This window comes from Aureimonas mangrovi (assembly GCF_014058705.1).
GTDB lineage: Bacteria > Pseudomonadota > Alphaproteobacteria > Rhizobiales > Rhizobiaceae > Aureimonas > Aureimonas mangrovi.
This window is the reverse complement of the sequence record NZ_CP059692.1, coordinates 1,787,540-1,811,212: the sequence shown is the minus strand read 5'-3', so window position 1 is coordinate 1,811,212 and position 23,673 is coordinate 1,787,540. Positions and strand designations below refer to the sequence as shown.

Sequence of the window (23,673 nt, the reverse complement as noted above, 5' to 3'; positions counted from 1 at the left end):
GCGGGTTCGCGCCAGTCTGAAAATCGGCCAAAAACGAAGCGGGGCGCCGAACGCGCCCCGCTGGATGCAATCGATCGTGGCGAACGCCTTACTGGGCGGGCGCGGTCTGCTGGTTGCTCGGCTGTGCCGGTTCGGGAGAGCCGCCGACTGGAACGCCTTCATCCTGCGCGGGCGCGTTCGCCTCCGGCGCAGGCGTCGGCGCCGGGCTGGCAGGCTGGGACTGCGTTGCAGGCGCACCGCCTGCCGGCACGTCGATCGGAGCCGGCGCTTCTTCCTCCTCGGGCAGGCCGCCGAGCTGGTCGAGCAGCGAACCGCCGCCGGTCGCTGGCGCGCTCGTGCCGGCAGGCGCACCCGGAATACGGTCGAGGATATCGGTGCCGTCACCGCCGTAGCGGGCGAGAATCGCGAGCGCCATGGATGTGATGAAGAAGCCCGTCGCGAGAATCGCGGTCGCGCGGGTCAACGCGTTCGCCGCGCCACGGGCCGTCATCATGCCACCGCCACCGCCGCCGCCGATACCGAGCGCACCGCCTTCGGAGCGCTGGAGCAGGACCACGACGACGAGCGCGAGGACGATCAGGAGATGGATGACGATCAGAACGGTTTGCATCGGGACGGTTCGCGCGCACTTCTTGCAGGAGCTTGACGGGTCGCGCGCCTTCTACAGGAGCGTGTCCCCGATGCCAAACGGTTTGGTTTCGTGAGGGGCCTCAGCGGCCCGGCACGGCGTCGCATATCGCAATGAAATCGGCCGCCTTCAAGCTCGCGCCGCCGACCAGCGCGCCGCCGACCTCCGGCACGGCGAGGAGTTCAGCCGCGTTCGAGGGCTTCACCGAGCCGCCGTAGAGGATGCGGATCGCGCTGCCCTCGCCCTCGCCGAAACGCTCGACGAGCGTTCTGCGAATGAAAGCATGGACATCGCCCACATCCCCGGTGGTCGGCGTCTTCCCGGTTCCGATCGCCCAGACGGGCTCGTAGGCGATGACGGTGTTTTTGCTCCCCACCCCGTCCGGCAGCGAACTCGAAAGCTGGCCCGCGAGAACGTCCAGCGTATCGCCGGCCTCGCGCTCGCCTTCGGTCTCGCCGACGCAGACGATCGCCACGAGGCCCGAGCGCAATGCCGCCTCGACCTTGGCGCGCACCATCTCGCTCGTCTCGCCGTGATCGGCGCGCCGCTCGGAATGGCCGAGAATGACATGGGACGCGCCGGCATCGCGAAGCATTCCGGCCGCGATATCGCCGGTATGGGCGCCGCTGTCGCCGGCATGACAATCCTGCCCGCCCACCGCGAGGGCGCCGTCGGCGACCACGACCGCCGCGCAGAGGAGCGTCGCGGGCGGGCAGACCAGAAGCTCGCACCGGTCTGCGAGGCCGCTCGCCTCTCCGCGAAGAATTTCCACCTCCGCAAGCTGGCTCTTGAGGCCGTTCATCTTCCAGTTGCCGGCGATCAGCTGCTTCAAGGTGTCCTCCGCGTAGCCATACCGTGATCTGCGGCAGGCGTAGCGGTCACGCCGGGTAAAATCAAACCGCGAACCGCTTGGCCTCACCCCGGTTTGTGGTTAAGCGAACCGGAAATGATGAAGAAGGAGCCCCGACGATGATGGACGTCCTGCGCCGAAGCATTTCCGGCTGGGTCGGAAAGGTCGTTCTCGGCCTGATGCTCGGCATCTTCGCCGTCGCGTGGACGATCGCGGACGGCTTCTCCGGCCGCACTTCGCCGAACACGGTCCTGACCGCGGGCGGCACGACGGTGACGCTGCAGGACTACCAGCTCGCCTACCAGCAGTCGCTCGCGAGCGTCGCGCAGCAACTCCAGCGTCGTCCGACGCCTGAGGAAGCGCAGGCCTTCGGGGTCGATCAGAACGCGCTGTCGCAGCTCGCCACCGGTGCCGTTCTCGATGAACAGGGTCGCCTTCTGGGCCTCGGCCTCTCGGAGAGCGGCCTCCTGCGTCTCATCGCCGAGGACCCTTCCTTTCAGGACGGTAGCGGCAACTTCTCGCGCACGGCCTTCTCCAACGTCATGCGCAGCGCGGGTCTGACGGAAGCGGCCTATCTGGAGCGTCTCGGCGACACCGCCCTTCGCACGCAGCTGATCGACGCGGTGGCGGACGGCGTCGGCGCACCTCGCGTGCTGGCTGCCGCGATCGGCCTTTATGCCGGCGAGCGGCGCACCGTCTCCTACGTGAACCTCCAGCCGCAGGACGCAACCGCCCTGCCCGATCCGTCAGCCGACGAGTTGGAGGACTTCTTCATGTCGCGGGGCAGCACCTATGCGGCGCCCGAGTACCGCTCGTTCTCCTATGTCGATCTGACGCCGCAGAGCGCGGCGGACACCTCGGCGATCACGGACGAGGAGATCGCTGCGGACTACGAGGCGAGCCAGCAGCGCTTCACCACCCCCGAGCGCCGCCGTATCCAGCAGATCGTCTTCCCCGATCAGGCAGCGGCGGAAGCGGCGTCCTCCGAGCTTCAAGGCGGCGCCGATTTCGACGCCGTGGCGCAGTCGACCGGCCGCAGCGTCGTCGATCTCGGTCTCCAGGCGCGCGACGAGATCGCTGATGGAGCGATAGCGGACGCGGCCTTCGCGCTCGATCAGGGTGCAGTGAGCGCCCCCGTCGCCGGCGTCTTCGGCCCGGCCATCCTGCGTGTCACGGAGATCGTCCCGCAATCGGTCCAGCCGCTCGATGAAGTGCGGGATCAACTGCGCGAGGAACTGGCGCTCGATGCCGCCGACGAGCGCGTGAGCGACGCCTACAATGCCTTCGAGGATGCGCGCGCATCGGGGGCGACGCTCGATGAAGCCGCGGCGCAGGCCGGCCTGACAAGCGTGACGGTGGACAACGTCGCAGCCGACGGCTCCGTCGCCGAAGGCGAGGCGCCCGTCCTGCCGGCTGCCGCGCAGCTTCTGGCCGGCGTCTTCGATACGGAGCCCGGTTTCGACAATCCGCCGATCAACTACGGCTCCAACAGCTTCCTCTTCTACGACGTGAACGAGATCGTGCCGGCACGTGACCGGCCGCTCGACGAGGTGCGTGACGAGGTCGTCGCCGACTGGAAGGAAGACGAGGCGCAGCGCCTTCTCGAGGAGCGCGCCAACGCTCTGCGCGAGCGTGTCGAGGGAGGCGAGGCCCTGGAAGCGGTCGCAGAAGCGGAAGGTCTCGAAGTGCAGCTCGCCGCCGCGATCACACGGTCCACGGGCATGGGCCCGCTCGGCGAGGCTGCGCTCCGCACGGCCTTCTCGGGCCCGTCCGGTCTCATCGCGGTCGCACCGTCGGCCGCCCCCGGCGGTTGGACGCTCCTGCGCGTCGACGAGGTGGCGCCGCCCGCCGACCCGATGTCGAGCGTGCCGCAGGGTCAGGACACGCAGCTCATCGGCGCCCTGCGCAACGACATTCTTCAGTCTTATGTCGAGCTCCTGCAGCAGGAGATCCCCGTGAGCTACAATGCGGCTGCCGTGCAGGCCGCGCAGGGCCAACTCCCGTGACGCAGGATATGAAGCCCTTCCTGGCACGCGTCGCGGCGGGCGAGGCGCTGTCGCGCGCCGATTCGGCCGCCGCCTTCGCGGTGATGATGTCGGGCGAGGCGACGCCGTCGCAGATCGGCGGCTTCCTCATGGCGCTGCGCGTGCGCGGCGAGACGGTCGACGAGATCGCCGGCGCCGTCGACGTGATGCGTGCCAACATGGCGCGGGTCGAAGCCCCCGAAGGCGCCGTCGACATCGTCGGCACGGGCGGCGACCATGCGGGCACGCTGAACATCTCCACCTGCGCGGCGCTCGTCGTAGCCGGCTGCGGCGTCGTCGTCGCCAAGCACGGCAACCGTGCCCTTTCCTCGAAATCGGGCGCGGCAGACGTGCTGGCCGCGCTCGGCGTCGATGTCGACCTCAAGCCGCAGGCGATCTCGCGCGTCGTCGCCAAGGCGGGCCTCGCCTTCATGTTCGCGCCCACACACCATTCGGCCATGCGCTTCGTCGGTCCGAGCCGCGTCGAGCTCGGCACGCGCACGGTGTTCAACATCCTCGGCCCGCTCGCCAACCCCGCCAGCGTCGATCGTCTGCTCGTCGGTGTGTTCTCGTCCGAATGGGTCGTCCCGATCGCCGAGACGCTTCGCGCGCTCGGCGCGCGCCATGCTTGGGTGGTCCACGGCGACGGCCTCGACGAGATGACCGTCTGCGGGACGACCGAGGTCGCCGAGTTGAAGGACGGGCGCACCAAGACCTTCTCGATCGACGCTGCGGATTTCGGCCTTCCCCGTCGCGATATCGCCGAGATCAAAGGCGGCGATGCGGCCGCCAATGCGCAGGCCCTGCGGGACGTCCTCGCCGGTGCGGAAAGCGGCTATCGCGACATCGTGCTTCTGAACGCAGGCGGCGCCCTCGTCGTCGCCGGCGAAGCGGCCGACCTTGCCGAAGGCATCGCGATGGCGTCAAAGTCGATCGACAGCGGCGCAGCGCGCGCCGCGCTCGACCGCCTCGTTGCCGCAACGAAGGAAGAGGCAGGAACGGCCCGATGAGCGACATTCTCTCCCGGATCGAGGCCTACAAGCGCGAGGAGATCGCCGCAGCCAAGGCGATCCGCAGCCTCGCCGACCTCGAGCGCGCCGTCGTCACGCGTGACGCGCCGCGCGGCTTTCATGCCGCGCTCCGAAGGCGCGTGGCGAAGGGCGATTTCGCGCTGATCGCGGAAGTGAAGAAGGCGAGCCCCTCCAAGGGCCTGATCCGCGAGGATTTCGATCCGCCGGCGCTCGCCCGTGCCTACGAAACGGGCGGAGCGGCCTGCCTCAGCGTCCTGACCGACGCGCCGTCCTTTCAGGGCGAACCATCCTTCCTCACCGCCGCGCGCGACGCGACCGCCCTGCCCGCGCTGCGCAAGGATTTCATGTTCGACACCTATCAGGTCGCGGAAGCGCGCGCCTGGGGCGCGGACGCGATCCTCGTTATCATGGCGGCGGTTGACGACGCGCTGGCAGCTGACCTCGAGGCCAGCGCAAGCCATTACGGCCTCGATGTTCTGATCGAGGTTCACGACGAAGCCGAGATGGAGCGCGCCCTGCGCCTTGCTTCGCCGCTGATCGGCATCAACAACCGTGACCTGCGCAGCTTTAAGACAGATCTGGCCGTCAGCGAACGCCTCGTTCGCCTCGTTCCCGAAGGGCGGCTCGTCGTCGGCGAAAGCGGCATCAACACGGCTGCCGATTGCGCCCGCCTCTCACGTGCCGGTATCGACACGTTCCTCGTCGGGGAAAGCCTCATGCGCCAGAGCGACGTGACCGCCGCGACGCAGGCCCTTCTTCGCCGCGAGGCCGCATGAACGAGACGCGCCTCACCCATCTCGACGCCACCGGCGCCGCTTCGATGGTCGATGTCGGTGAGAAGGCGGAGACGGCGCGCGCGGCGACCGCCGAAGGCCTCGTTCTGATGCGGCCCGAGACGCTGGAGCTCATCCGCACGGGCCAGGCCGCAAAGGGTGATGTCGTCGCGATCGCCCGCATCGCCGGCATCATGGGTGCCAAGAAGACGTCTGAACTGATTCCTCTCTGCCATCCTCTGATGCTAGAGAAGGTCGGCGTCGAAATATCGATCGAACCGGCGCTTCCGGGCCTGCGCGTGAGCGCGACGGCCAAGGTCGGCGGCAAGACGGGGGTTGAGATGGAGGCCCTGACCGCCGTCTCAGTCGCGTGCCTCACCATCTACGACATGGCGAAAGCGGTGGACCGATCGATGGAAATCTCCGGCATCCGCCTCCTCCACAAAGCCGGCGGGCGCTCAGGAGAGTGGCGATACGGCGAGGGCTCGGTCTCGTGAGCCTTCTGCCGGTCGAGGACGCGCTCGAGCGGCTGCTTCGCGACGCGATTGCCATCGGCGGCACAGAAGAGCTGCCGCTTCGCGCGGCGGCGGGCCGCATCCTCGCTGAGACCGTCGTCGCGCACCGCACCCAGCCCGATTTCGACGCGTCGGCGATGGACGGATATGCCGTGCGCGCCGAGGACGTCCGCGTCGGCACGCCGCTTCGGCTGATTGGCGCTTCCGCTGCGGGCAACGCGTTCGAGAGACAGTTGGGCCCCGGCGAAGCCGTTCGCATTTTCACCGGCGCGCCGGTTCCCCCCGGCGCGAATGCAGTGCTCATTCAGGAAAACACCGCCCGGCCGGACGAGGCTTCGGTTATCCCGACGCAGCCGATCACGCAAGGAAGTCACATCCGCCCGGCCGGCAACGACTTCCGCGAAGGCGGAACGCTGGTCGAGGCCGGAACGCGGCTCGGTGCCGGCACCCTCGCGCTCGCAGCCAGCGGCGGGCATCCGAGCCTGACGGTCCTTCGCAGACCGCGCGTGGCGGTTCTGGCGACGGGCGACGAACTCGTCCCGCCCGGTGAGCCTGTCGGCCCCGCGCAGATCGTCGCCTCCAACACCTACGGCATCATGGCGCTCGCGGAGGCGAACGGCGCCGAGGTGATCGATCTCGGCATCGCGCCGGATAGGATGGACGCTTTGACGGCGCGCATCGACGAGGCCGTCCGGCAAGACGCAGACATCCTCGTGACGATCGGCGGGGCCTCGGTCGGGGACCACGATCTCGTCGCGCGCGCGCTGGAAGCATCCGGCGTTTCCCTCGACTTCTGGAAGGTCGCGATGCGGCCCGGAAAGCCATTGATGGCCGGGCGCCGCGGGCCGATGTGGGTCCTCGGGCTGCCGGGCAACCCGGCATCGAGCATGGTGACGGCGACGCTGTTCCTGCGCCCGCTCCTGCGCCGCCTCGCCGGCCTGGACGACGCTCCAGGCTTTCGCAAAGGCATCCTCGCCACCGACCTGCCGGCCAACGACCATCGCGCCGAGTTCATGCGTGCGAGGATCGAAAGCGGCGACGGCGAGAGGCCGACGATCCGTCCGCTCCCCCGGCAGGACTCCTCGCTCCTCTCCGTCTACGCCGGCGCCACGGCGCTCCTGCTGCGCCCAGCGAACGCGCAGGCAGCGCGCGCGGGAGACGAATGCAGCTATCTTCCACTCGACTGACGCTTGCGGAACACAAACAGAACAGATAGCTTTGTTCAGGTTTTGTTTTTGATTCGTCCGGGGCGCACGTATGCTGACGCGCAAGCAGCACGATCTCTTGATCTTCATCAACGATCGGCTGCAGGCGGCCGGCGTTCCGCCGTCCTTCGACGAAATGAAGGACGCTCTCGAATTGAAGTCGAAGAGCGGCATTCACCGGCTTATCACGGCTCTGGAGGAACGAGGCTTCATTCGCCGTCTTCCGAACCGGGCCCGCGCATTGGAAATTCTACGGTTGCCGGAGGGCGCGGCAGCCAAGGCTCCACCACGTCCGCAGGCTGGCTTCCGACCCAGCATCGTCGGTGGCTCTCGGGCTCCGGCCGTCGAGGAGGCCCGACCGACCCGGATCGCGGAGGCCGCGAACGACATCGTCAGTATCCCGGTGATGGGGCGCATCGCTGCCGGCGTTCCGATCTCGGCGATCCAGCACAACACACGCAGCGTTGCGCTGCCGCCCGACATGATCGGCCAGGGCGAACATTACGCACTCGACGTCGCGGGCGATTCGATGATCGAGGCCGGCATTCTGGACGGAGATACGGTGGTCATCCGCCGCGCGGATACAGCAAGCCCCGGTGACATCGTCGTCGCCCTCGTGGACGACGAAGAGGCGACGCTCAAGCGCTTCCGTCGCAAAGGCGATCGCATCGCGCTGGAGGCCGCGAACCCGGCCTATGAAACGCGTATCTTCGGCGCCGATCAGGTGAAGGTGCAGGGCCGCCTCGTCGGATTGATCCGCCGTTACTGAGCCGGGGCGCTGCCTGGCAGTTCTCGCCTGCCAAGCTATTCGGCCACGGCTGGCGTGGTCGCGTTGGCGACATCGCCCCTATCACCAGCATCGACATCGCTGGCGTCGACATTGCCGGCATTCGGGTTGCGCCAGTATTCCGGCCATGATGCAAGACGGTGGAGGTTCCACTCGTGCGGCTCGTCCGGAACCGCGCGACGAATCCGAAGTGCGCCATCGCTCGGCAGGCGGCCATCGAAGGCAAGCGAGCCGCTGGCGCGCAGAGTCCGCAGCGTCACCAGATGCGCGCCGGATCGGCATTGTGAGAGCCTGATCGCGCGCGCGACGATGGCGATGTCTGTCGTGTCACAGAGAAGCCCGGTCTTCTCGTAGTCTTCCGTCCAGCCGATCGAGAGGCCTGAGTGTGTGACGGCCCGGCACACGCCGTCCTCTCCACATGCGAAGGGCTGGAAGAGAGGATCGGGTCGGGCGCTCGGCGCAGCGGTGTCGCCCGACAATACCGCGAACCGCTCTTGCGGGAACGCCCTTTCCCACTGGTCGGCAACGAAGCGGTTCGGGCGCTCGCGCAAATGGTGCAACCGCCCTTCCGAATCGATCAGAGCGACCTGCTTTCCATCCTCGAAGACAAGGAGTTCCGGCGGCGGCGCTTTGCTGCTCGCCAGCCAGAGTCCAGCAACCGCGAGCGGCACGCAGACCCATCTCAGACGGCTCGCGAGAAAGCAGGCTGCCAGCAGCGCAGCTGTAAGGATGACCAGCGCGAGCGGCGAGATGATCCCGGTTGCATGGTCCGGAAAGCGTTCGGCCAGCCACCGCGCCATCTCGAACACGGCCGTCAGGCCGTATCCCATGAGCCTGAGTAGCGGTCCGTCAAGCCCGAAGGGCATGACCAACACCGAAACGAGCGCAAGCGGCATGATCCAGAACGAGAAGAGCGGCATCACAGCCACGTTGGCGATCAGGCTGCCGAGGGTTGCCGCCCGCTGAAAGTGGTAGGCGCCGTAAATGGCCGTCGCCGCGCCAGCGATGATGGCCGTCAGGGCCAACCCGCCGATGGCGAGGAGGATGCCGGCAAGAAGCCCGCGATCGCGGCGCGGGCGTTTGTCACCAGCCCGGCGCGCGCTCCACCAGCGTGTGATGGCGCCATACGCGCCGACGAGCGCGGCCGTCGCCGCGAAGGACATCTGGAAGCTCGCCGTGACCACCTGGTGCGGGTTGAGCGCCATGACGATGATGCCGGCGATGGCGACGTTTCGGAGCGTCAGCGCCGGCCTGTCGAGCATCACGGCGCCCAGCATGATGGCGAGCATGATGTAGGAGCGCAGCGTCGCGACGTTCTCGCCCGCGATCATGAGATACCCCGTCGCGACGAGGAAGGCGGCGGCCGCTGCGATTTTCTTGCCGGGCACGCGAAGCGCCATAGCCGGCCAGGCTGCGATAACCGCCCTGATGGACAGCATCGCGAAACCCGCCACCAGCGCCATGTGGAAGCCGGAGATAGACAGGACATGCGCAAGCCCCGTGATGCGGAGCCATTCGTTGATTTCGTCCGGGATCGCGGTGCGCGCCCCCGTAACCAGTGCTGCCGCGACCGCCCCTTCCGGCCCGCCGATCGCCGTGCGGATGCGCTCGGTCACCTCGACGCGCAGCGCTGCGATCCGCTGTGCGAGGTCGAGCGAGGCGGGCCGGGCCGCAGCCTCCGGCGCGCCGAGCGAGAAACCGTAGGCGCCGAGCCCTGAGAAAAAGGGCGTGAAGACGAAGTCGTGCGCACCGGGTATCGCCGGCCCCGGCGGCGGGCGCAGGCGCACGAGCCCCTCATAGATGCCGCCCACCGGTATCGGCTCATGTCGGCTGGAGACCACGATGCGCACACGCTCGGGCGGGCGCGACAGGACCGGGCGCTCGGTGGAAAGGACGTCGAGGACGTAGCGGTAGCGACCTCGTTCGTCCGCCTCACGCCAGACGACACGCCCTTCCAGGCGCACCGTCGCCTCGCCCGAAAAGATCGTGGTCTGCGCGCGCCCGACCTCCCATTCAGCAAGGCCGGCGCCTCCGAGGCCGCAAGCGAGAAGCAGGGCCAGGGCGCGAAGGCCGGATGGCATGCGCGGTGTCAGCACCACGGCGAGCGCGAGCGGAATGCCAACCAGTACGACGGCCCAACCCGGTCGCATATCGGCACCGTAGAAAAGCGCGATTCCCAGAATCAGGCCGAGCGGAACGAGGAAGAAGGCGGTGCGCCGCTCCGCTTCGACGGCGATCTGGACGGCGAACCAAGCTCGAAGGCGATAGCGATCCTGATCCCACGGCTGTCCGCGGGCGCCGGTCCATGTCGAGGCGGCGTCCCCAACGCCCATTGCCGTCCCCTCGTCGACGCCGGCGTCCCGGCTCCCCCTTCACATGCTACACGGGTTGGGGCAAAAGCCGAGCGAAAAGCGCCGTGGTCCGCCGTGCGGGCGAAGCGCACAAGGGCGCGCGGGCGCGCCGAACCCTTCCGCTTCTGGAGCCGCAATGACCGACCGCGTCGTCACCCGTTTCGCCCCCTCGCCCACCGGCTTCCTGCATATCGGCGGGGCGCGCACGGCGCTCTTCAACTGGCTCTACGCGCGCCACACCGGCGGCAAGATGCTCCTTCGCATCGAGGATACAGACCGCGAGCGCTCGACCGAAGCGGCGGTGACGGCGATCATCGAGGGCCTCGACTGGCTGGGTCTCACCGCGGACGGACCGCCCGTCTCGCAGTTCGAGCGGGCCGCGCGCCACCGGGCGGTCGCCGAGGAGATGGTGGCGCGCGGCAACGCCTACTATTGCTACGCAAGCCAGGCCGAACTCGAAGAGATGCGCGAGAAGGCGAAAGCCGAGAAGCGCCCCCCTCGCTACGACGGGCGCTGGCGCGATCGCGATCCCGCCGAGGCGCCTTCGGGCGTCAAGCCGGTCGTCCGTCTGAGGGCACCGCTCGACGGCGAGACGATCGTGCGCGACCGCGTGCAGGGCGAAGTGCGCTTCCCGAACAAGGACCTCGACGACCTCGTGCTTCTGCGTTCGGACGGCACGCCCACCTACATGCATGCCGTGGTCGTCGACGATCACGACATGGGGGTCACGCACATCATCCGCGGCGACGACCACCTGACCAATGCGGCCCGCCAGACGCTGATCTACAAGGCGATGGGCTGGGATGTACCCGAGATGGCGCATATCCCGCTGATCCATGGCGCGGACGGAGCCAAGCTCTCCAAGCGGCACGGCGCGCTCGGCGTCGAGGCCTATCGCGCGATGGGCTATCTGCCCAAGGGGCTTTTGAACTACCTCGCCCGTCTGGGCTGGAGCCACGGCGACGACGAGATCATGTCGATCGAACAGATGATCGGCTGGTTCGACGTCGATGATGTGAACAAGGGCGCCTCGCGCTTCGATTTCGCCAAGCTGGAGGCCGTCAACGGTCACTGGATGCGCGCCTCGTCCGACGAGGAGCTCGTCGAAGCACTCATGCGCGAGCGTGATCATCTGCCGAACGGCGAAATTCTGAAGCGTCGCGACGATGCAACCGTGCGCCGGCAGCTTACCGCCGCGATGCCGGGCCTGAAGGAGCGTGCGAAGACACTGGTCGAACTGGCTGAAAGTTCTGCATATCTCTTCGCTGACCGACCGCTTCCTTTCGAGGAGAGGGCCGAGGCGATCCTCGCCGATGGGGGACGGGTCGTCATCGCGGGCCTCCTACCCGGCCTTTCCTCGCTCGCCGAATGGACACCCGAAGCGCTCGAGGCCGTGGTGCGGGAATACGCCGAGGCCAATGGCCTCAAGCTCGGCAAGGCGGCGCAGCCCCTGCGTGCCGCGTTGACCGGACGGACGACTTCGCCAGGTGTCTTCGACGTGCTCTCGGTTCTGGGGCGAGAGGAATCCCTCGCGAGGCTCGGCGATCAGGCCGGGTGACGCGCTTTACGTTGCGCCGCAAAACGTAAGGTGGCAAAAACTTGTTCGACTCCTGCCTTGGGTATAGGCAGGTGACCAATTTCCATAGTTGCACCGCAGCGGCGTGAGCCGTCCGCGGGACGGAAGGAAGGGATACGGCATGAGTGAAACGGCGAAGCTGGCGCTCGATGGCAAACAGGCCGAATTCGGCCTGCGACACGGAACGATCGGGCCGGACGTCGTGGACATCGCCTCGCTCTACAAGGACACCGGGCTCTTCACCTACGATCCCGGTTTCACCTCGACGGCGTCCTGCGAATCCAAGATCACCTACATCGACGGCGACGAAGGCGTCCTCCTCCACCGGGGCTATCCGATCGAGCAGCTCGCCGAGAAGGGCGACTTCCTCGAAACCTGCTACCTCCTTCTCTACGGCGAACTGCCGACGACCCAGGAGAAGGAAGACTTCGTCTACCGCGTGACGCGCCACACGATGGTACATGAGCAGATGAGCCGCTTCTATTCGGGCTTCCGCCGCGACGCGCACCCGATGGCGGTGATGGTCGGCTCGGTGGGCGCGCTCTCGGCCTTCTATCACGACTCGACCGACATCTCGGATCCGCACCAGCGCATGGTCGCCTCGATCCGCATGATCGCGAAGATGCCGACCTTGGCCGCGATGGCCTACAAATACCACATCGGCCAGCCCTTCGTTTATCCGCGCAACGACCTATCCTACGCCGAAAACTTCCTGCACATGTGCTTCGCCGTCCCGTGCGAGCCCTACACGGCGAACCCGGTTCTGGCGAAGGCGATGGAGCGCATCTTCATCCTTCACGCCGATCATGAACAGAACGCCTCGACCTCGACCGTGCGTCTGGCCGGATCGTCGGGCGCCAACCCCTTCGCCTGCATCGCGGCGGGCGTCGCCTGCCTGTGGGGCCCGGCTCACGGCGGCGCGAACGAAGCGGCACTGAACATGCTTTCGGAGATCGGCACCGCCGATCGCATTCCCGAATACATCGCCAAGGCCAAGGACAAGAACGACCCGTTCCGCCTCATGGGCTTCGGGCACCGCGTCTACAAAAACTACGATCCGCGCGCCAAGATCATGCAGGAGACCTGTCACGAGGTCCTCAACGAGCTCGGCATCAAGGACGATCCGACGCTCGAGGTGGCGATGGAGCTGGAGCGCATCGCGCTTCACGACGACTATTTCGTCGAAAAGAAGCTTTATCCGAACGTCGATTTCTATTCCGGCATCACCCTGCGCGCGCTCGGCTTCCCGGTCACGATGTTCACCGTGCTCTTCGCCGTCGCACGCACCGTCGGCTGGATCGCGCAGTGGAAGGAGATGATCGAGGACCCGCAGCAGCGCATCGGTCGTCCGCGCCAGCTCTACACGGGCGCCGAGCGCCGCGACTACATCGACATGGGCTCGCGCGGCTGAAACCAGCGGCGTTCCGTCGAACAAGAAAAAAGGGCGCCTCAGCGCCCTTTTTTCTTGTCCGCGATCAGCGAAAGCAGGATGTCGGCGCTCGCTTCGCCGGGCGGACGGTCCACTGTCATGCGCCGGCGAACCTCTGCGAAGCCCTCGATCTGTGCCGTACGCTCGGGCGTATCCGTCAGGAGGCGTTCGAGGCGACGCCCGAGAAGATCGGCACGGACGAATTCGTGGAAATGCTCCGCGATCAGCGGATGGTCAACGATCATGTTCGGCAGGACGGCCGTCCACCCTGTGATGATGTGGCGCAGCTGATAGGCGATCGGATCGAGGCGGTAGGCGATCACTGTCGGGACGCCCGCCAGCGCGAGCTCGAGCGCGACGGTGCCGGACGCGGCCAGCGCTGCGCTCGCCGATCCGAAGGCTTCCCACTTCGCAGCCTCGCCGTGCACGACATCCGGGCGATGCTCCCAGCCCTGGAGCTTGCACTCAATGGCATCGCGCACGCGGGGGATCGCGGGAATGACACCCGTCAGCTCCGGCATCCGGCCTTTGAGAAAAGCGAAGGTTCGCCCGAAATCATCCATCAGCCGGTCCACCTCTCCGCGTCGCGATCCGGGCAGGATCAGGAGGCGCGGCGGCGCGGAAGGTCGAGCTGCTCCTTCGCGCTCGATCCGCCGCACGATCGCGCCGAGATCGGGCTGGGCCATCAAGGGATGGCCGACATAGGTCGCGGGTGGTCCACCCAGCGAGCTCAGGACGGTGGGCTCGAACGGAAACAGGCAGATCGCGTGGTCCACCGCCTTGGTCAGCGCGACGAGGCGCGAAGGGCGATAGGCCCAGACCGCCGGCGGCACGATGTTCAGGATCGGCAGTTCGGGCCGCGCGGCCTTCAGGCGCGTCGCCACCCGATTGGTGAAGGTGAAGCTGTCGATGGTGACCACCGCGTCCGGCTCGGCTGCCAGCACCGCCTCGCTCGTCTGCTTGAGGCGGCCGAGAAGTTGCGGCAACCGGCGCACGATACCGCCGATGCCGATGATCGACAGTTCCTCGATGTCGAAGAGACTCTCCAGCCCCTCCTCTCGCATATGCGCGCCGCCGAGCCCGACGAATTCGACATGCGGCACCTTCAAACGCAGCGAGCGCGCGAGGTCGGCCGCGATCCGGTCGGCCGATTCCTCGCCGAGGACGAAGGCGATCTTCATGAGCTCTCTCCTTCCACCGGCAGGCCCACGAGGAACACGCCGTCTGCGTCCGCGCGCTCGACGAGCGCGCCAGCATCGAGCAGAAGCGATGCCCCTGCCGTGAGCCCAATACCCACGATGCCGGCGTCGCCGGCCTCCTCGATCGTCTGCACGCCGATCGAGGGCAGGTCCAGCCGCCTGTCCTGCTGCGGCTTCACGCCCTTGAAGAGGACGCAGCGCTCCGAGCGCCCGAGGCGACCGCGTGCGCGAAGGTCAGCGACGCGGCGCACCATCTCGCGGGTGCCCTCGATGCCCTCCACTGCGACGACGCGCTCCGCCGAGGCAACGGCCGCCTGCCCGATGTCGAGCCGACCCAGCGCCTGCGAGGCGGCCGCGGCGCGCGCAAGCGCGCGTTGGTCGTCGATCAATGGAGCTGTGCGTGTCAGGATGCCGTCAGGCATCAGCAGTTCGGGCGCGATCTCGTGGACCGCGTGCAGGGTCAGCCCCCGCCTGTCGAGAGCGCCAGCCACGGCCCGCAGGAGATTGTCATCGCCGCCCCGCACGACCGCGAATATCTCGGGCAGAAGCCTTAGCGTGCGCCAGCTTGGAACGAGAGAGCGATAGTCGGGTCGCACGGAGACGGTGCCACACATCACGATATGGGCGACCTTGCGTTGCGCCAGATGGGCGAAGATGTCGCCGGTCCGGCGCCATGCGAAGCCTTGTGCGTCGATGCCTGTCCAGTCCGTCAGGCGCCCGTCCGCAATGGCCACGACGACGGGCCGCCATCCGGCCCTCGTCGCGGCACGCGCAACGAGCAGCGGCAGAAGCCCGCCGCCAGCCACAATGCCAAGCGGCTCGCCGGAGCGCGTGGGGGCTAGCGGGGCGAGGCCCGTGGTCAGGCCGGGCGCTGGCTGCGCGGGAAACATAGGGCGCGATCCCCGCCGGCACGGATGAAGCCGAGAAGATCCTGCACCAGCGGGTCCTCCGGGTATTCGGCATCGACCTCGTCCATATTCTCCTTGAACGTCAGGTCCTCCGAGAAGAGCACCCGATAGGCCTTGCGCACGTTGCGGATGGCCTCTCGGTTGAAACCTGCGCGCTTCATGCCGATGACGTTGAGCCCGGACAGATAGGCGCGGTTGCCGAGCACCATGCCGAAGGGAATAACGTCGCCTTCCACGGCCGCGAGGCCGCCGATATAGGCGTGGTGGCCGATCCGCGTGAACTGGTGGATGCCGGAGCCACCCGCCACCGTCGCATAGTCACCGACGCTGCAGTGTCCGGCCAGCATGACGTTGTTGATGATCGTGACGTTGTTGCCGATCAAGCAATCATGCGCGACGTGCGCTCCCGTGAAGAACGAACAGTCGTCGCCGACCGTCGTCTCCTCGCGCCCCTGGATCGTGCCCGGGTTCATCGTCACCGTCTCGCGGATCAGGCAGTTCCTCCCGATCACCAGCCGCGTGTTCTCGCCGCGATACTTCAGGTGCTGCGGGGCGTGGCCGAGCGAGGCGAAGGGATAGATGTTCGCCCCTTCCCCGATGCGGGTGTTGCCGAAGATCACGACATGCGAGCGCAGCTTGGAACGCGCGCCCAGCACCACCTGCGGGCCGATACGGCAGAACGGGCCGATCTCGCAGCCCTCGCCGATGACAGCCCCGTCCTCGACGATCGAGGTCGGATGGATGATCGTTTCGGCCATCAGGCAGAGGCGTCCTGTGCGGGCACGAGCATTGCGCTGACAGTCGCCTCCGCCACCTTGCCACCGTCGACCTTGGCGACGCAGTCGAACTTCCAGATGTTGCCGCGCTTCTTCGTCTGTTCGACGTGATACTCGATGCGATCGCCAGGCACGACGGGCTTGCGGAACTTGGCATTGTCGATCGTCATGAAATAGACGAGCGCCGGCGTGCCGGTGCCTTGCGCCATCGTGCAGATAGCGCCCGCTGTCTGCGCCATGCCTTCGATGATGAGAACACCCGGCATCACTGGCGCAGCAGGGAAATGCCCTTGGAAATGCGGCTCGCTGGCCGTCACGTTCTTGATTCCGATCGCGCGCCTGTCGCCGTCGATATCCACGATCCGGTCGACCAGGAGGAAGGGATAGCGATGCGGCAGAAGCTGCATGATCTTCTGGATATCGGCGCTCTCCAGCGCCGTCGTCGCGTCACTCATCAGCCTTCCTCGACTTGCGGCCGCGCTTGGCCATCTCCTGAACCCACATCACCTCCCGCAGCCAGTCACGCACGGGATGGGCCGGTGCGCCGCCCCACCGAGCACCGGGGGGAACGTCTCCGGCGACCGAACTGACGGCTGCGATCTGCGCGCCGTCACCGATCGTCACATGCCCGTTCACGCCGCTCTGGCCGCCGATCACCACCCCGTCACCGAGCGTTGCCGAGCCCGCGATGCCGACCTGGCTGACGATGACGCAATTGCGCCCGATCCGCACGTTGTGAGCGATCTGCACCTGATTGTCGATCTTGGTGTTCTCGCCGATCACCGTGTCGCGCAGCGCGCCGCGATCGACCGTCGTGTTGGCGCCGATCTCGACATTGTCCTGAACGATCACGCGGCCAATCTGGACCATTTTGAGGATGCCGGCAGCACCCATCGAATAGCCGAAACCGTCCTGACCGATCTGCACGCCTGAATGCAGGATCACCCGGTCCCCGATCAAGGCGTGCTGTACCGACACCTGCGCGCCGACGCAGCAATCGCGTCCGATCCGGCAATCGGCTCCGATCACCGCTCCGGACGACACCACCGTGCCGCGCCCCACCTGCGCCCGTGGGCCGATGGTCGCGAACGGCTCGACCACAACGCAGTCCTCGAGGACGGCGCTCGGGTCGACGCTGGCGCGATCAGAGACCCCTGACGTCCCGACCAGCGGCATCGGCGAGATGGCGTCGGGGAATAGCGCCCGTCCAGCAAGCGCAAAGGCGCGCTGCGCGTCTTTCGCAACAAGGACGGGAAGTCCAGAGCGCACGGACCCGAGATGGCGCGGCGCCACCACGATCGCGCCCGCCCGCGTCGCGGCGAGGTCCGCCGAATAACGCGGATTGTCGAAGAAGCTGACATCGCCTGGCCCGGCCGCGTCGAGCGTCGCGATGCCGTCTATGCGAACGCCCTCACCCGCCCCCCGCTCGAGTCGGGCCTCACAGAGTTCGGCCAGCGTCTCGAGCGTGAAAGCAGGACCGCGCGCGAAGAAGGTTGTGTCGGTCATCAAGGTCGCGGCGGAGGCCGGACGAGCCGGCCCCACGCCATCAGAAGCGCGAGGAGATGCCGAAGGAGAACTCCTGCGTCTCGTCGAAGTCCTCTTCGGCGAGCGGGATCGCATAGTTCACGCGCAGCGGACCGAAGGGCGAGGCCCAGATCAGGCCGACACCGGCCGAGGCGCGGAGCGCGAAATCGTCACCCACGATGTCCTGATAGCCGCCAGCATTGTCGAAGCCCCACAGCGAGCCCGCATCGGCGAAGGCCGCGCCGCGGAAGCCAAGATCGCGCGAGATCAGCGGCAGCGGGAAGGTCACTTCCGCGCTGGCGTTGACGAAGTTCTCGCCGCCGATCGCAACGCCGTTCTGGCGAGGACCGATGCCCTGGTACTCGAAGCCGCGGACGATGTCCTGACCCCGGAAGAAGTTGTCGAAGACGCGCAGATCGTCTCCGAGCGCCGTAACGTTGCCGCCACCCGCCGAGAGCTGGCTGACGATGTCGTACTCTTCCGAGAGGAGCGAGAAGAACGAGCCCCGACCCGTGGAGCGCAGGAACTGAGCGTCGCCGCCGATGCCCGCGATCTCCTGGCCGGCCTGCAGGAAGAGACCGTCACGCGGGTCGTTCTGGTTGTCGAGCGTGTTGTAGGTCAGCGCGTAGGAGATCGACGAGGTCGAGTACGGGCTGTCGCAGATCGCGTCGTTGATGATCGGCGAGCGCGTGAAGTTCGGCGAGGTGACGGGACGGCCGTTGAAGTCGACGACGTTGCCGAACTGATCCCTATACGCCGCAGGATTCGGTGTTCCGCAGGTGCTGAAGAGCGGATTGCCGTTGTCGAGAACCGGCACCAGCGGATCACCCGGGTTGCGCGGCTCGAAGAGCTGCACACCCGTGTTGTCGCCGAACGTCTCCTGCTTGTAGTTGTAGGCGAGCTGAGCCGTCACGTCTTCGGTGATCGGCGCGGCGATGCGCAGCGAGCCGCCCAAGCGCTCGATGTCGTAGGATTGCGACGAGTTCTCCGACCGGTAGAGATCGAAGCCCGCCGCGAGACGACGCCCGAGGAAATAGGGCTCGGTGAAAGCGAGGCTGTAATTGCTGGAGTCCTCGCCGAAGCCGGCGGAGACGCGCACGAACTGTCCGCGACCGAGGAAGTTGCGCTCGGTGACGCTGACCTCGGCGACCGGACCGGCGTTCTCGCCGCCCGTCGAATAGCCGCCGCCGACGGAGAACTCGCCCGTCGCCTGCTCGACGACCTGCACCACCACGATCACGCGATCGGGCTGGGAGCCGGGCGCGGTCGAGACATTGACGCGCTCGAAGAAGCGCAGCGCCTCGAGGCGCTGGCGAGCCCGCTGGACCAGCACCTGGTTGAAGGCGTCGCCTTCCGACACGTCGAACTCGCGACGGATGACATAGTCACGCGTCTTCGTGTTGCCGCGAACCTCGATCCGCTCGATGTAGGCGCGCGGGCCCTCGTCGATCACGTAATCGATCGAGATCGTGTTGGTGGCGAAATCGCGGTTGCCACGCGGGGTAACCTGCGCGAAGGCGTAGCCCTGCGCCGCGACGGCGTTCGTCAGGTTGACGAGCGTGTCCTCGACCTTCTCGGCGCTGTAGGTGCTGCCGGCCTGCGTCTCGAGCTCGTCATTCAGGCTCTGTGCGTCGATGCCGGCAACGGTGGAGTCGATCGCAATGTTGCCGAAGCTGTAGCGCTCACCCTCATCGACCGTGATCGTCACGAAATACTGGTTCTGCTCGGCATCGAGTTCGGCGACCGAGGAGACGATGCGGAAATCCGCGAAGCCGCGATTGTAGTAGAAACGACGCAGCGCCTCCTCATCGGCGCGCAGGCGATCCTCATCATAGATGTCGGAACGCTGAAGGAAGCCGAACAGGCCCGTCTCGCGCAGCGAGATCACCTCTTTGAGGCGGCCGTCGCCGAAGGCGTTGTTGCCGACGAAGTTGATCTGCTCGATGCGCGTGCGATCGCCCTCGTTGATCTCGAAGACGACGTTGACGCGATTCCCCTCGACCGGAACGGTCTGGACGCTCACCACCGCATCCGAGCGGCCGGTGCGCGAGTAGGCCGCGCGGATCGCCTCGACGTCTGCTTGCGCGGTGGAGGCGTTGTAGGCGCTGCGCGACGAGGTCTGGACCGTCGCCTCGAGCTGTTCGGTCTGTAGTCGGCGATTGCCCTGGAAGAGCACCTCGTTGACGATCTGGTTCTCGTCGACCTGGACGACGAGAGTGCCGCCGGAGCGGCTGATGCGCACGTCGGAGAAGAGACCGGTCGCGAAAAGCCGCGTCACGGCCGCATCGATCTGCGCGGCGCTGACGTTCTGGCCGGGCGTGATCTGCGTCAGGTTGCGGACCGTCTCCGCATCGACGCGCGTATTGCCCTGGACCTGGATGTTGCTGACGGCCTGCGCATGGGCTGCCGGAATGTCGACCATCTGGAGGCTGACGGCAGAGACCGCGAGAACCGTCGATGACAGGGCTGCCGCCGACATCGCTCTGAGAAGCTTCGTACCCGCCTTCATAGGCCCATCACCTTATGCTCTGTCCCCGCCGAGCGCCGGCACTGAGCCGACCGCACGACCCTTGCCTTGTATCGGCTTTGCGATCGCGTTCAACCAAACTGGACCGAATCCCTTTAGGATTCGGAAAACCGTTGCCCGGACGCCACGGCGCCGAACAACATGGTTAACGTTTCGCTAATCCCCCGGACGTTCCCCTGGTGCCCGCAAGCCTCAGGTGAGACTCGACAGGTCATTCCAGAACGCGAATACCATAAGGCCCATCACCAAGGCGAGCCCGATCCTGAAGCCGATCTCCTGAACCCGCTCGCTCAGCGGGCGTCCGCGCACCGCCTCCGCGGCGTAGAACATCAGGTGTCCGCCATCGAGCATGGGGATGGGCAGAAGGTTCAGGAGACCGATCGAAATCGACAGGAGAGCGGCGAGGTTGAGGAGTGGCGCAAAGCCGAGCGAAGCTGCCTGCCCCGAGACCTGCGCGATGCGCACCGGTCCGCCGATCTGGTCGCTCGGCTGCGAACCGGAGAAGATGCCGCCGATGAAGGAAACGGTCTGGCCCGTTATGAACCACGTCTGCTCCACCCCGTAGGAAAGCGAAGCCGGCAGAGACAGCTCTTCGGTGCGGAAGGCGGCAGAGGCCTCGTCCGCGACGATGCCGATGATCGGCATCGGAAACTCGTTGCCGAAATTGTCGGTCTGGATGCGCACGGCAGGCGTCACGGTCAGATCGACCGCGCGGCCGTCGCGCTCGACTTCGAGCGCGATCGGCACGCCCGCGCGCGTCGACACGTGGCGCTGGAAATCAGAGAAGTAGCGGATTTCCTCGCCGTCAGCGGAGAGGATTCGGTCGCCGGGCTGCAGTCCTGCGGCCTGCGCCGGCGAATCCGCCTGGACCTGTGCGATCACCGGGTCGCCGACCACGCGGCCGTTGAAGTAGGCGACACCCGCGAAGATCACGATGGCGAGGATGAAGTTGGCGATCGGTCCGGCGGCAACCGTCGCAGCGCGGCGCGCGACGCTCTTGGTGTGGAACGCGCCGCTGCGCTCTTCGTCATTCATGCGCGCCAGCGCCGCATTGTCCGGAACGCTCGCTGCGTTCTCGTCGCCCATGAATTTGACGTAGCCGCCGAGCGGGATCGCGCAGACCTTCCAGCGCGTACCGGCCCGGTCGTTGAATCCGACGAGTTCGGGGCCGAAGCCGATCGAAAAGGCGAGGACGCGGATGCCGCACCAGCGGCCCACCAGATAGTGGCCGAGTTCATGGAAGAAGACGATGACCGTGAGCACGAAGAGGAAAGGCACGATCGTGCCGAGCGTCATGTCGAAGACGCCCCCGCCCAGCGAGCTCAAGAACTCCATCCCCGTTGTTCCTTCCGAAAGCGGCGCCCCGCAAGAGCGGGAACGTCGAGACTATAGGGGCGCGATTACAGCGCGAAGATGGCGCGCGCCGGCTCGTCGACACCGCGCAGGATAAGCGCGATCAGCCACAGCGCGGCGGTGGAGACGACCAGCGCGTCGATCCGGTCCATCAGCCCGCCGTGACCGGGGATGAGGCGGCCGGAATCCTTGACCCCGAAGCGGCGCTTCACCCAGGATTCGAACAGATCCCCCGTCTGCCCCAGGATCGACAGGACGGCCGAAAGGAACGCGATCCATAGGCTCGCCTCGCCCGCGACGACGTGGGAGTAGAGGAGGCCGAAGCCAACGCCAGCCAAAAGCCCACCCACTGCGCCGGAGAGGGTCTTTTTCGGAGAGACGCGCGGCAGAAGCTTGCGCCCGCCGATCGTCCGCCCGAAGAAATACGCGAAGACGTCCGTCGCCCAGACGACGCAGATGACGAGGCCGAGCGCCGCCAGACCCTCCGGGTCGTCACCGCGCAACATTCCGGGGGCAAGGCCCGCCAGTCCCGCGTAGCACAGGCCGCCGAGCAGCCAACTCGCCCGCCTCTCTCTGCGGTCCACCACAGCGATGAAGATCCCGGCCGCGACGAGGATGGCGATCGATAGGACCGGCCAGTCGAACAGGAACGCGATGTAGGATGCAAAGAGCGCACGACGCGTAAAGGTGAAGATCCCGCCGGCCTGCTTGGCCCGGGTCATCCGTGTCCATTCGTCGAACACGATGACACCGGCGACGAAGCACAGGATGCGGAAGGCGACCCCACCGAGAACAGCGACGCCGAGGACGAGGAGCCCCAGCACGACGGCCGAGATCAAGCGGGAACGAAGATCGTCCCAGGATTGCGTGGCGGCAAGACGTCCGAGACCAAGACCCATTCCTACGACGCGATCTCTCGCGAGATACCGCCGAAACGGCGGTCACGTGTGGCGAACTCCTCAACGACGTCCTGGAACGTCTTGCGGTCGAAGTCCGGCCAGAGACAGGGCAGAAACGCGAACTCCGAATAGGCCGCCTGCCAGAGAAGAAAGTTGGACAGGCGCAATTCGCCGCTGGTGCGGATGATGAGGTCCGGGTCCGGGATGCCGGCGGTGTCGAGGTGCTGATCCAGCGTCTCGACGCTCAGTTCCTCGATCGAGACGTCGCCCGAGGCCAGCTTCTCGGCGATGCGCCGCATGGCTCGCGCCACCTCGTCACGAGCACCATAGTTGAAGGCGACGACGACCGTCATGTTGGTGTTGTCGCGGGTCAGGCTCTCGGCTTCTTCGAGAAGCGCGCGGATGTCGGCGGCGAGATTGTCTCGCGCCCCGATGACCCGCACCCGCACGCCTTCCTTGTGCAGATCCGCCAGGTCGCGACGGATGAAGAGCTTTAGGAGCCCCATCAGATCGCGCACCTCTTCGGCGGGCCTGTTCCAGTTCTCCGAGGAGAAGGCGAAGAGCGTAAGGTAGGGAATGCGCAGGTCGGCGGCCGTGCGCACGGCCTCGCGCACGGCTTCGACGCCGCGGCGGTGACCGGCCGTGCGCGGCAGGCCCCGCGCCTTCGCCCACCGGCCGTTGCCGTCCATGATGATGGCGACGTGTTGGGGGTTCGGCACCGTCCCTCGCCTCTCTTGCCAGCTCTCGTCCGCCGACAGACTAGACCTGCATGATTTCGGCTTCCTTGACCGACAGCAACTTGTCGATCTCCGAAACCGTATCGTCGGTCATCTTCTGGACCTTCTCGGACGTCTGCCGGCTCTCGTCCTGCCCGATTTCGCCGTCCTTTTCCATCTTCTTGAGAAGATCCATGCCGTCACGGCGCACGTGCCGCACGGCAACGCGCGCGCTCTCACCGTACTGGTGGGCGACCTTGACGAGTTCCTTGCGGCGCTGCTCGTTCAGCTCGGGCAGCGGGATGCGCAGCGTCGTGCCGTCGGTGACCGGGTTGAGGCCGAGATTCGAATCGCGGATCGCGCGCTCGACGGCGCCCACCATCGACTTGTCCCAGACCGACACCGAAAGCATGCGCGCCTCGGGTACCGAGACGTTCGCGACCTGGTTGATCGGCATCGAGGAGCCGTAGGCCTCGATGGTGATCGGATCGAGGAGACTAGCGGAGGCGCGTCCGGTGCGAAGGCCGGCGAGATCGCTCTGGAAGGACGAGATCGCACCGTCCATGCGGCGCTTCAGTTCCTTGAGGTCGAGTTCGGCCATC

The 23,673-nt window shown here is 66.8% G+C and carries 21 protein-coding genes; 8 read left to right on the top strand and 13 right to left on the bottom strand.

Going from position 1 to position 23,673, the window contains the following annotated elements; translation table 11 throughout:
* Positions 1–88 precede the first annotated feature (88 nt).
* Positions 89–610 (bottom strand): preprotein translocase subunit SecG, encoded by a 522-nt coding sequence (gene secG / locus H1343_RS08545; RefSeq protein WP_185982520.1) that lies wholly within the window; start codon positions 608–610, stop codon positions 89–91.
* Positions 611–710: 100 nt separating this feature from the next.
* Positions 711–1,430 carry a triose-phosphate isomerase gene (gene tpiA / locus H1343_RS08540; RefSeq protein WP_210270110.1) on the bottom strand — a complete coding sequence of 240 codons (720 nt, stop codon included), beginning with the start codon at positions 1,428–1,430 and terminating at the stop codon, positions 711–713.
* Between the two features lie 167 nt (positions 1,431–1,597).
* Between tpiA and H1343_RS08535 the strand changes: the two genes are divergently transcribed.
* The 6 genes from H1343_RS08535 to lexA all read left to right on the top strand — a co-directional run bounded on the left by H1343_RS08535 (position 1,598) and on the right by lexA (position 7,795).
* A complete protein-coding gene (locus tag H1343_RS08535) occupies positions 1,598–3,484 on the top strand; it encodes a peptidyl-prolyl cis-trans isomerase (RefSeq protein WP_185982518.1) in 1,887 nt (628 codons plus the stop codon).
* Between the two features lie 8 nt (positions 3,485–3,492).
* Positions 3,493–4,512: an anthranilate phosphoribosyltransferase gene (gene trpD, locus H1343_RS08530; protein ID WP_185985568.1), complete on the top strand. Its 1,020-nt coding sequence runs from the start codon at positions 3,493–3,495 to the stop codon at positions 4,510–4,512.
* The gene (trpC, locus tag H1343_RS08525; protein ID WP_185982517.1) at positions 4,509–5,309 is read left to right on the top strand and encodes an indole-3-glycerol phosphate synthase TrpC; all 801 of its coding nucleotides are present in this window, start codon (positions 4,509–4,511) and stop codon (positions 5,307–5,309) included. The genes trpD and trpC overlap by 4 nt, the downstream gene beginning before the upstream one ends.
* Positions 5,306–5,803: a cyclic pyranopterin monophosphate synthase MoaC gene (gene moaC / locus H1343_RS08520; protein ID WP_185982516.1), complete on the top strand. Its 498-nt coding sequence runs from the start codon at positions 5,306–5,308 to the stop codon at positions 5,801–5,803. The genes trpC and moaC overlap by 4 nt, the downstream gene beginning before the upstream one ends.
* Positions 5,800–7,008 (top strand): molybdopterin molybdotransferase MoeA, encoded by a 1,209-nt coding sequence (locus tag H1343_RS08515; RefSeq protein ID WP_185982515.1) that lies wholly within the window; start codon positions 5,800–5,802, stop codon positions 7,006–7,008. Before moaC ends, H1343_RS08515 begins: the two co-directional genes overlap by 4 nt.
* 70 nt (positions 7,009–7,078) lie before the next feature.
* The gene (lexA, locus tag H1343_RS08510; protein ID WP_185982514.1) at positions 7,079–7,795 is read left to right on the top strand and encodes a transcriptional repressor LexA; all 717 of its coding nucleotides are present in this window, start codon (positions 7,079–7,081) and stop codon (positions 7,793–7,795) included.
* Between the two features lie 35 nt (positions 7,796–7,830).
* Here lexA and H1343_RS08505 read toward each other — a convergent pair whose 3' ends face one another.
* On the bottom strand, positions 7,831–10,146 hold the full coding sequence (locus H1343_RS08505) for a ComEC/Rec2 family competence protein (protein ID WP_185982513.1): 2,316 nt from the start codon (positions 10,144–10,146) through the stop codon (positions 7,831–7,833).
* Positions 10,147–10,300: 154 nt separating this feature from the next.
* Here H1343_RS08505 and gltX point away from each other — a divergent pair, with 154 nt between their 5' ends.
* Complete coding sequence (gene gltX, locus H1343_RS08500) at positions 10,301–11,722, top strand: glutamate--tRNA ligase (RefSeq protein ID WP_185982512.1); 1,422 nt, start codon at positions 10,301–10,303, stop codon at positions 11,720–11,722.
* Between the two features lie 139 nt (positions 11,723–11,861).
* Positions 11,862–13,151, top strand: a complete 1,290-nt coding sequence (gltA, locus tag H1343_RS08495) for a citrate synthase (RefSeq protein ID WP_185982511.1) — start codon at positions 11,862–11,864, stop codon at positions 13,149–13,151.
* 38 nt (positions 13,152–13,189) lie between these two features.
* On the opposite strand, the gene H1343_RS08490 is transcribed toward gltA, so the two are convergent.
* The 10 genes from H1343_RS08490 to frr form a co-directional block, all read right to left on the bottom strand.
* A complete protein-coding gene (locus H1343_RS08490) occupies positions 13,190–14,350 on the bottom strand; it encodes a lipid-A-disaccharide synthase (RefSeq protein ID WP_185982510.1) in 1,161 nt (386 codons plus the stop codon).
* Entirely contained in the window at positions 14,347–15,258 is a 912-nt protein-coding gene (locus H1343_RS08485; protein WP_185982509.1) for an LpxI family protein, read from the bottom strand. The genes H1343_RS08490 and H1343_RS08485 overlap by 4 nt, the downstream gene beginning before the upstream one ends.
* Positions 15,228–16,034, bottom strand: a complete 807-nt coding sequence (gene lpxA / locus H1343_RS08480) for an acyl-ACP--UDP-N-acetylglucosamine O-acyltransferase (protein WP_185982508.1) — start codon at positions 16,032–16,034, stop codon at positions 15,228–15,230. Before lpxA ends, H1343_RS08485 begins: the two co-directional genes overlap by 31 nt.
* Positions 16,034–16,507 carry a 3-hydroxyacyl-ACP dehydratase FabZ gene (gene fabZ / locus H1343_RS08475; protein WP_185982507.1) on the bottom strand — a complete coding sequence of 158 codons (474 nt, stop codon included), beginning with the start codon at positions 16,505–16,507 and terminating at the stop codon, positions 16,034–16,036. Before fabZ ends, lpxA begins: the two co-directional genes overlap by 1 nt.
* The gene (gene lpxD / locus H1343_RS08470; RefSeq protein ID WP_185982506.1) at positions 16,500–17,558 is read right to left on the bottom strand and encodes a UDP-3-O-(3-hydroxymyristoyl)glucosamine N-acyltransferase; all 1,059 of its coding nucleotides are present in this window, start codon (positions 17,556–17,558) and stop codon (positions 16,500–16,502) included. The genes fabZ and lpxD overlap by 8 nt, the downstream gene beginning before the upstream one ends.
* 40 nt (positions 17,559–17,598) lie before the next feature.
* A complete protein-coding gene (gene bamA / locus H1343_RS08465; protein ID WP_185982505.1) occupies positions 17,599–20,085 on the bottom strand; it encodes an outer membrane protein assembly factor BamA in 2,487 nt (828 codons plus the stop codon).
* Between the two features lie 210 nt (positions 20,086–20,295).
* Positions 20,296–21,438 carry an RIP metalloprotease RseP gene (gene rseP / locus H1343_RS08460; RefSeq protein ID WP_185982504.1) on the bottom strand — a complete coding sequence of 381 codons (1,143 nt, stop codon included), beginning with the start codon at positions 21,436–21,438 and terminating at the stop codon, positions 20,296–20,298.
* Between the two features lie 65 nt (positions 21,439–21,503).
* Entirely contained in the window at positions 21,504–22,355 is an 852-nt protein-coding gene (locus H1343_RS08455; RefSeq protein ID WP_185982503.1) for a phosphatidate cytidylyltransferase, read from the bottom strand.
* A gap of 2 nt (positions 22,356–22,357) precedes the next feature.
* On the bottom strand, positions 22,358–23,044 hold the full coding sequence (locus tag H1343_RS08450; RefSeq protein ID WP_246333575.1) for an isoprenyl transferase: 687 nt from the start codon (positions 23,042–23,044) through the stop codon (positions 22,358–22,360).
* Positions 23,045–23,114: 70 nt separating this feature from the next.
* Entirely contained in the window at positions 23,115–23,672 is a 558-nt protein-coding gene (gene frr, locus H1343_RS08445) for a ribosome recycling factor (RefSeq protein ID WP_185982502.1), read from the bottom strand.
* Between the last annotated feature and the right edge of the window lies 1 nt (position 23,673).